The organism is Streptococcus penaeicida, assembly GCF_002887775.1.
In the GTDB taxonomy this organism is placed as follows: domain Bacteria; phylum Bacillota; class Bacilli; order Lactobacillales; family Streptococcaceae; genus Streptococcus; species Streptococcus penaeicida.
Map to the genome: position 1 here is coordinate 25,680 of NZ_LOCM01000010.1, position 8,531 is coordinate 34,210.

Below are 8,531 nucleotides of genomic sequence, written 5' to 3' on the forward strand. Positions count from 1 at the left end.
AATGGCGAAAATATGATATAATTATGGCTATGAACTATGACGTTTATATTTGGGATCTAGGTGGTACACTCTTGGATAATTATGAGACCTCAACTAAAGCCTTTGTTGAAACTTTGGCTGCTTACAACTTACCTGGAAATCATGATCAAGTCTATGCTAAATTAAAGGTATCTACAGAAGTTGCAGTAGCTACTTTTGCGCCTTTTGAAAGTAACTTTTTAAAAGATTATAAGAAACGGGAAGCCAGTGCTTTAGCTAATCCTATTTGGCGCCATGGGGCTCAAGAGGTTCTAGCAAAAATTACGAAAAGTGGTGGTCAAAATTTTCTTATTTCTCATCGAGATGAGCAAGTCTTGCATCTATTAAGTCAGGCTCATTTGCTAGACTATTTTACCGAAATTATTACGTCAGGAAATGGCTTTGAACGCAAACCAAATCCAGAAAGTCTTTTTTACTTAAAAGAGAAGTACCAAATTCATAAAGCATTGGTCATCGGAGATCGACCAATAGATCGTCAAGCTGGACAAGCTGCAGGGTTTGATACCCTACTTGTCGATGAAAATAAGTCATTATTGGAGATAGTAAATTAAATGATTGAAGAAAATAAAGAACAAACTGAAAAAGTCCAAGAATATGATGCCAGTCAGATTCAAGTTTTAGAAGGACTTGAGGCTGTTCGTATGCGTCCTGGGATGTATATTGGATCAACATCTGCAGAAGGACTTCACCATTTGGTCTGGGAAATTGTTGATAATTCGATTGATGAAGCACTAGCAGGATTTGCTAGTCATATTGAAGTTTTTATCGAAGAAGACAATTCCATCACTGTTGTCGATGATGGACGTGGTATCCCAGTTGATATTCAAGCGAAAACGGGTCGACCTGCGGTTGAAACGGTCTTTACTGTTCTCCATGCTGGAGGTAAGTTCGGCGGTGGTGGCTACAAAGTATCTGGTGGATTGCACGGGGTGGGTTCTTCAGTTGTTAATGCCCTATCAACCCAACTTGATGTAAAAGTCTATAAAAATGGTAAAATTCACTATCAAGAGTTCAAGCGAGGTGTAGTTGGGGACGACTTAAAAGTGATTGGTGATACTGATTTGACAGGTACAACTGTACACTTCACACCAGATCCTGAAATCTTTACTGAAACAGTCGTTTTTAGCTTTGATAAATTAGCCAAACGGATTCAGGAGTTAGCCTTTCTTAACCGCGGTCTTCGAATTTCTATAACTGACCGTCGTGCTGACATGGAGCAGGCAAAAGACTTCCATTACGAAGGTGGTATTGCCTCTTATGTAGACTACCTCAACGAGAAGAAAGAAGTCATCATCGAAAGTCCTATTTATACGGATGGTGAAATGGATGGCATAGCCGTTGAAGTTGCCATGCAATACACAACAGGTTATCACGAGAATGTTATGAGCTTTGCTAATAACATTCATACCCATGAAGGTGGAACGCACGAGCAAGGCTTCAGAACTGCTTTAACTAGGGTCATCAATGATTACGCCAAAAAGAATAAAATTCTCAAAGAAAATGATGATAATTTAACGGGTGAAGATGTTCGTGAAGGGTTAACAGCAGTTATTTCTGTTAAACATCCAAATCCGCAATTTGAAGGCCAAACGAAAACAAAATTAGGAAATTCAGAAGTTGTTAAAATTACCAATCGTCTTTTCAGTGAAGCTTTCCAACGTTTCTTATTAGAAAATCCTCAAATTGCGCGCAAGATTGTTGATAAGGGGATTCTTGCCTCAAAAGCACGCATTGCTGCTAAACGGGCTCGAGAAGTAACCCGTAAGAAATCAGGTCTTGAAATCTCTAATTTACCCGGTAAATTAGCTGACTGTTCTTCAAATGATGCCAGTCAAAATGAGCTCTTTATCGTCGAAGGGGATTCTGCGGGTGGTTCTGCTAAATCAGGTCGTAACCGTGAGTTCCAAGCTATTCTTCCAATTCGTGGTAAAATCCTTAACGTTGAAAAAGCTACCATGGATAAAATTTTGGCCAATGAAGAAATTAGAAGTCTCTTTACTGCAATGGGAACTGGTTTTGGGTCTGAATTTGATGTTTCGAAAGCTCGTTATCAAAAATTAGTTATCATGACCGATGCCGATGTCGATGGGGCCCATATTCGAACCCTTCTTTTAACGCTTATTTATCGCTTTATGCGTCCCGTTTTAGAAGCAGGATTTGTTTATATCGCTCAACCGCCAATTTATGGGGTTAAGGTTGGAAATGAAATTAAAGAATATATCCAACCAGGTGTTGACCAAGAAAATCAATTACAAGCTGCACTTGAAAAGTACAGTGTTGGTCGTTCTAAACCAACAGTTCAGCGCTATAAAGGTCTTGGAGAAATGGACGATCATCAATTGTGGGAAACAACTATGGATCCTGAAAATCGTTTGATGGCCAAAGTTACTGTTGATGACGCGGCTGAAGCTGATAAAGTTTTCGATATGTTGATGGGTGATAGAGTTGAACCTCGACGTGAATTTATTGAGGAAAATGCTGTCTATAGTACGCTTGATATTTAGTGAAATAACTTTTGAAAAGCGCTTTAAAGTATGTTATAATCGTAACGTTATAATGCATTTTTTATAAATTTTAATAAAAGGCGATAAACCGTATTATCAGGTGAGTATATAAAAGATGATTTATCGCATAATAAGGAGATTAAGATGTCAAGCGGAATTATTTTGCTAATTGTAGCTATAGTCCTACTTGTGATTATTGCCTATCTAATTGGGGTTATTATTAGAAAACGTAATGATTCATTGATTAGCAGTTTAGAAGATAGAAAAGTAGAACTTTTTGGCTTGCCCGTTAATGATGAGATTGAAGAAGTGAAATCTCTACATTTGATTGGTCAGAGTCAAACCTCTTTCAGAGAATGGAATCAAAAATGGGTTGATTTAACTGTTAATTCATTTGCTGATATTGAAAACCATTTATTTGAAGCTGAAAAATTAAACGATACTTTTAATTTTATTCGCGCCAAGCATGAGATTAGCAATGTTGAAAGTCAATTAAATGTCGTTGAAGAAGACATTCAATCCATTCGCGAAGCTTTGAGCATCCTCAAAGAACAAGAGGAAAAAAATAGTGCACGTGTTACTCATGCTCTAGACTTATATGAAAACTTACAAGAATGGATTTCTGAACATGATGATCAATTCGGGACAACTAAGCCTGAAATTGAAAAACAAATGAAAAACATCGAAACTGAGTTTTCTCAATTTGTAACTTTGAACTCAACAGGTGACCCAGTAGAAGCATCTGAAGTTCTTGATCGTGCTGAAGAGCATACAATTGCTTTAGGTCAGATTACAGAACAAATTCCAGCTATTGTTGAAAAATTGGAAAAAGATTTTCCAGAACAATTGGATGATTTGGAATCAGGTTATCGTCGTCTCCTAGAGGAAAATTATCATTTTGCTGAGTCAAATATTGAGGCTCGTTTCCAAGAAATTCGCGAAGCTATTCGTACCAATGCTTCAGAATTAGTCAGTCTTGACTTGGATCGTGCACGTGAAGATAACGACCATATTCAAGAGCGCATTGATTCCTTATATGATCTCTTCGAACGTGAAATCAAATCACACAAACAAGTTGTCAAAGACAGTAAAATTATCCCTTCATATTTAGCTCATGCTAAAGAAAATAATCAAAAATTAAGTGATGAAATGACTCGTCTTTCTCGAAAATACATTATTAACGAGACTCAATCTGCAAATGTCAAAGCTTTTGATAAAGAAATTCAAGATGTTGAAGATAATGCACTTGAGTTGGCTGAGGATGTGACAGCTCAAGAAGTTCCATATTCAGAATTAGAAAAACTTTTTGATAAACATTTGAAAAAATTGGCGACTGTTGAAGCTGGTCAAATGGAAGTTTTCGAAGCCATTAAAGATATTGAAGCAACGGAAGCAAAAGCACGTAAAGATGCAGATATCTATGTAGCACAATTACATATGATCAAACGCTTTATGGAAAAACGTCATTTACCAGGGATTCCTCAGGATTACTTAAATGTCTTCTTTACAACATCATCTCAACTTGAAGCCTTGATGGATGAATTAAGTAAAGGTAAAATTGATATTGAGGCCATTACGAGACTGTCTAATATTGCTCAAGCATCAATTGCTAATTTAGAAGATTATAGTTACCAAGTTGTTGGGAATGCAACCTTAACTGAGCAACTTTTACAGTACTCTAACCGTTACCGTAGTTTCGAACCTGGTGTCCAACATGCCTTTGAAGTTGCTATGCAGCTCTTTGAAGTTGATTGTGACTACCAAGCATCATTTGATGAAATTTCATATGCTTTAGAAACCGTTGAGCCAGGAGTTACGGATCGCTTCGTTAATTCCTATGAACGGACAAAAGAACGCATTCGTTTTTAATAGTTTGAGCCGCCTGGCTCAAACTTTTTTTCGCTAAACTTGCTAGGAAATGAAAAATTATATAGAATGAATGAATACCTTAAGAATAGTAGGGAGTTTTATGGGAAAAGTAAAAGGATTACTGGTCATGGATGTTGACTCTACCTTGATTCAAGAAGAAGTCATTGATCTTTTAGGAAATCAGATTGGTTTTGGTGAGCAGATTGCAGAAATTACAGAAAAAGCTATGAATGGAGAGCTTGATTTTGAAGCTGCTCTGAAGGCGAGAGTTGCCTTATTAAAAGGTTTACCTGAGACTATTTTTGATACAGTCTATCACCAAATTCATTTCCAAAAAGGGGCGAAAGAACTTGTTGATTATTTACATGCAAAGGATTATAAAATTGGTCTGGTTTCGGGTGGTTTTCATGAAACTGTTGACCGCCTAGCCAGAGAGTTGGGCATTGATTATGTCACAGCCAATCGTCTTGAAATTGTCGAAGGCACTTTGTCAGGCCAGGTCACTGGACCTATTGTTACCAAAGAAGTCAAAGTTCAGAAATTACAAGAATGGGCCCATCTCAATCATCTTCCTCTGTCTGCGACGATTGCCATGGGCGATGGTGCAAATGATCTTCCAATGATTCACAAAGCAGGCCTAGGTGTAGCGTTTTGTGCAAAGGAACTTGTTCGTCAGGAAGCTCCAAATCGAATTGATGTTGCTGATTTGACGGCTTTGATTCCACTGATCGAAAAGAGAGAGAATGACAATGAATCGTATTAATTTAATTTGTTTAGGTGTTCGCGATATGGCTAAGTCCGTGGCCTTTTACCGGGAAGGTTTAGGATTTGAAAGTAAGGAAACAAGCTCCAACCCTGATGTCATCTTTTTCAGTAACGGAGGAACGAAGTTGGAGTTGTTTCCAATTGCTGAGCTGGCAAAAGACTTTGGTTCTGGGCTACCAACTCTTGCAGAGGGACATTTTAACGGCATGACCCTTGCCTATAATGTTAAGGAAAAGCAAGAAGTCTTAGAGGTGCTAGAATTAGCCCGTCAGGCTGGCGCAACAATCTTGAAGGAACCACAAGAAGTCTTTTGGGGCGGCTACCATGCCTACTTTGCGGATCCAGACAATTATGTTTGGGAAGTTTGCTGGAACCTTTTTATGCCTTTTGACGAAAATGATATGGTGATTGTTTAATGACTGACTACATTTTATTACTTAGAGGGATTAATGTCGGTGGTCATCATAAAGTTTCCATGGCCATATTAAAAAGTCAATTAGAAGAAGCCTCATTTGAAGCAGTATCTTCCTATATCAATAGTGGAAATCTTCTTTTTTCTTCAGACTTACTAGAAAAGGAAATTATTACTCGAATCAAGAGCATATTCGAGAATGATTATGATTTTCCAATCCCATTTTTACTCTTAAATAAAGCAGACTACCAAGAAGAATTTTCACAATTACCAGACTGGTGGTCCAAAGACCACTTTCGAAAGAATGTTCTCTTTTTTCTGCCAACTACAGAGAAAGAAATGATTGATCAATTTATGAATCAACTTGACTTGAAAACTGGTGAAGTCCTTTATCGAGGGCAGTTCGCATTGTATTGGACGATTGATAAAGAAGAAAATTATGCAAAATCTTACTATCACTCCCAATTGGCTAAACAAAAATTATATAAAGAAGTCAGTATTCGAAATGGAAAAACCAGTTTGTACCTTGCGACAACTTAAAAAGAAGCCGGCAATGGCTTCTTTCGTTTTATACAATTTAAGAAAACTAATCTTGTTTACCAAAGAGATTCTGCCAGAAGGATGGCTTAGATTTTTTGTCTTTTGTTGAATGGCCCTGCTGGTTAAGTGAAGATGAAATGGACGTTTCGTTCAAATTGACGGCGTGATCCGTATGGAGAACGAGTGCAAATGGTGAATGGGCCCCAGTTTCATCAACAATAGTAGTAGCGATATTCTTTTTGCTAGCCATCTTCATATAACTCATTTGATATTGAGATTCCAACTCAGAGGACAGTTTTAAAGAGAGTGGTTCATATTTTTCAACCAGACTTGGCAATAAGCGTTCAAATTCTAACTTGGCAATATCGTTTTCAATTCCTTCTAAAGGAATGGTTAATAAGACACGTTCTGAAAATGTACCAAGATAATAACGCTGTTGATCTGGATCAAAACGGTGTTCACCCGTCGCACTCTGCATAACTTTTTTATCTAATGAGTCCATATGCGCCTCCTTAAGCTAGTTTAAACATAACTTCATTATACTTACTTTTTAATTAAAAAGCTATTAAAAGCCGTATTCAGTTTATTTCTGTAAATTTCAGAAAAAATTGAAAATGTCATTTGTAAGTTAGTGATTTTTTTCATTAATACGCTTTTTAAGTTGAAACCACATGTCATTTGTGGTATTATTAACTTGTAAAAAATTAAAACTCATAAGGAGAGTATTATAATGTCAATTATTACTGATGTTTACGCTCGCGAAGTCCTAGACTCACGCGGTAACCCAACACTTGAAGTAGAAGTTTATACTGAATCAGGTGCATTCGGACGTGGAATGGTTCCTTCAGGTGCTTCAACTGGTGAACACGAAGCAGTTGAACTTCGTGACGGTGACAAATCTCGTTACAACGGTCTTGGAACTGAAAAAGCAGTTGACAACGTAAATAACATTATCGCTGAAGCTATCATCGGTTATGATGTTCGTGATCAACAAGCTATTGACCGTGCGATGATTGCTCTTGACGGTACTCCAAACAAAGGTAAACTTGGTGCTAACGCTATTCTTGGTGTTTCAATTGCCGTTGCTCGTGCAGCTGCTGACTACTTAGAAGTACCACTTTACAACTACTTAGGCGGATTTAATACTAAAGTTCTTCCAACTCCTATGATGAATATCATCAATGGTGGATCTCACTCTGATGCTCCTATCGCATTCCAAGAATTCATGATCATGCCAGTTGGTGCTGCAACATTTAAAGAAGCTCTTCGTTGGGGTGCTGAAGTATTCCATGCTCTTAAGAAAATCCTTAAAGAACGTGGTCTTGAAACAGCTGTTGGTGACGAAGGTGGTTTCGCACCTAAATTTGATGGCACTGAAGATGGTGTAGAAACTATCCTTAAAGCTATCGAAGCTGCTGGTTATGAAGCTGGCGAAAACGGAATCATGATTGGTTTTGACTGTGCTTCATCAGAATTCTACGATAAAGAACGTGGCGTTTATGACTATTCTAAATTTGAAGGTGAAGGCGGAGCAGTTCGTACTTCAGCTGAACAAATTGACTACCTTGAAGAATTAGTTAACAAATACCCAATCATCACTATCGAAGATGGTATGGATGAAAATGACTGGGATGGCTGGAAAGCTCTTACAGAACGTCTTGGTGGACGTGTACAATTAGTTGGTGACGACTTCTTCGTTACAAACACTGATTACTTAGCACGTGGTATCAAAGAAGAAGCTGCTAACTCAATCCTTATCAAAGTTAACCAAATCGGTACATTAACTGAAACATTCGAAGCTATTGAAATGGCTAAAGAAGCTGGTTACACTGCCGTTGTATCACACCGTTCAGGTGAAACTGAAGATTCAACAATCGCTGACATCGCAGTTGCAACAAACGCAGGCCAAATTAAAACAGGTTCATTATCACGTACAGACCGTATTGCTAAATACAACCAATTACTTCGTATCGAAGATCAACTTGGTGAAGTAGCACAATACAAAGGAATCAAATCATTCTATAACTTGAAAAAATAAATTAGGCGGTAAGAACAGAAATCGGTCATTCGCAGAATGCGATTTCGTTGTCGCACCCCCGTCAGGCTGACTAGAATGGTCACGACATTAGGAGTGATCATTCAGACAGCTACGACGCAAAAGTGATAGAATAGAAAGCTTGGGAAATCCCAAGCTTTTTTCTTTCTAAACGATTAAAATTAATTGTGGACTAATTTATCCTGAGCTAATTTATTAGCGAGGTAAAATTATTGAAGAGAGGCTGGGACAAAAGTCTTCATAACTAATAAAAACAGAGACTCACGTTTGATGTGATTCTCTGTTTTTAATTTCTTATCATTCTCTTATTGTATTTCAGTAGATTATTGGCCATGAGGACCAAACC

The 8,531-nt window shown here is 37.7% G+C and carries 8 protein-coding genes; 7 read left to right on the forward strand and 1 reads right to left on the reverse strand.

All coding sequences use genetic code 11. The annotated features are described in order from the left end of the window. The first annotated feature begins 29 nt into the window (after positions 1-29). The 6 genes from AT575_RS02220 (at position 30) to AT575_RS02245 (ending at position 6,129) form a co-directional block, all read left to right on the forward strand. Positions 30-590 (forward strand): HAD-IA family hydrolase, encoded by a 561-nt coding sequence (locus tag AT575_RS02220; RefSeq protein WP_102776971.1) that lies wholly within the window; start codon positions 30-32, stop codon positions 588-590. Next, complete coding sequence (gene gyrB / locus AT575_RS02225; protein WP_102776965.1) at positions 591-2,543, forward strand: DNA topoisomerase (ATP-hydrolyzing) subunit B; 1,953 nt, start codon at positions 591-593, stop codon at positions 2,541-2,543. 144 nt (positions 2,544-2,687) lie between these two features. Then, on the forward strand, positions 2,688-4,412 hold the full coding sequence (ezrA, locus tag AT575_RS02230) for a septation ring formation regulator EzrA (protein ID WP_102776966.1): 1,725 nt from the start codon (positions 2,688-2,690) through the stop codon (positions 4,410-4,412). A gap of 100 nt (positions 4,413-4,512) precedes the next feature. Beyond that, the gene (gene serB, locus AT575_RS02235) at positions 4,513-5,175 is read left to right on the forward strand and encodes a phosphoserine phosphatase SerB (protein WP_102776967.1); all 663 of its coding nucleotides are present in this window, start codon (positions 4,513-4,515) and stop codon (positions 5,173-5,175) included. Then, positions 5,162-5,593 carry a VOC family protein gene (locus AT575_RS02240; RefSeq protein WP_102776972.1) on the forward strand — a complete coding sequence of 144 codons (432 nt, stop codon included), beginning with the start codon at positions 5,162-5,164 and terminating at the stop codon, positions 5,591-5,593. The genes serB and AT575_RS02240 overlap by 14 nt, the downstream gene beginning before the upstream one ends. Beyond that, positions 5,593-6,129, forward strand: a complete 537-nt coding sequence (locus AT575_RS02245; RefSeq protein ID WP_102776968.1) for a DUF1697 domain-containing protein — start codon at positions 5,593-5,595, stop codon at positions 6,127-6,129. The genes AT575_RS02240 and AT575_RS02245 overlap by 1 nt, the downstream gene beginning before the upstream one ends. Before the next feature lie 46 nt (positions 6,130-6,175). Here AT575_RS02245 and AT575_RS02250 read toward each other — a convergent pair whose 3' ends face one another. After that, positions 6,176-6,631 (reverse strand): YueI family protein, encoded by a 456-nt coding sequence (locus AT575_RS02250; protein WP_102776969.1) that lies wholly within the window; start codon positions 6,629-6,631, stop codon positions 6,176-6,178. Between the two features lie 228 nt (positions 6,632-6,859). Here AT575_RS02250 and eno point away from each other — a divergent pair, with 228 nt between their 5' ends. Continuing rightward, a complete protein-coding gene (gene eno, locus AT575_RS02255) occupies positions 6,860-8,167 on the forward strand; it encodes a surface-displayed alpha-enolase (protein WP_071793373.1) in 1,308 nt (435 codons plus the stop codon). Positions 8,168-8,531 lie beyond the last annotated feature (364 nt).

Excerpts from the sequence above, each read along its gene's own strand:
- ezrA (WP_102776966.1), top strand. The coding sequence starts at position 2,688 with ATGTCAAGCGGAATTATTTTGCTAATTGTAGCTATAGTCCTACTTGTG.
- eno (WP_071793373.1), top strand. The coding sequence starts at position 6,860 with ATGTCAATTATTACTGATGTTTACGCTCGCGAAGTCCTAGACTCACGC.
- AT575_RS02240 (WP_102776972.1), top strand. The coding sequence starts at position 5,162 with ATGAATCGTATTAATTTAATTTGTTTAGGTGTTCGCGATATGGCTAAG.
- gyrB (WP_102776965.1), top strand. The coding sequence starts at position 591 with ATGATTGAAGAAAATAAAGAACAAACTGAAAAAGTCCAAGAATATGAT.
- AT575_RS02245 (WP_102776968.1), top strand. The coding sequence starts at position 5,593 with ATGACTGACTACATTTTATTACTTAGAGGGATTAATGTCGGTGGTCAT.
- serB (WP_102776967.1), top strand. The coding sequence starts at position 4,513 with ATGGGAAAAGTAAAAGGATTACTGGTCATGGATGTTGACTCTACCTTG.
- AT575_RS02220 (WP_102776971.1), top strand. The coding sequence starts at position 30 with ATGAACTATGACGTTTATATTTGGGATCTAGGTGGTACACTCTTGGAT.
- AT575_RS02250 (WP_102776969.1), bottom strand. The coding sequence starts at position 6,631 with ATGGACTCATTAGATAAAAAAGTTATGCAGAGTGCGACGGGTGAACAC.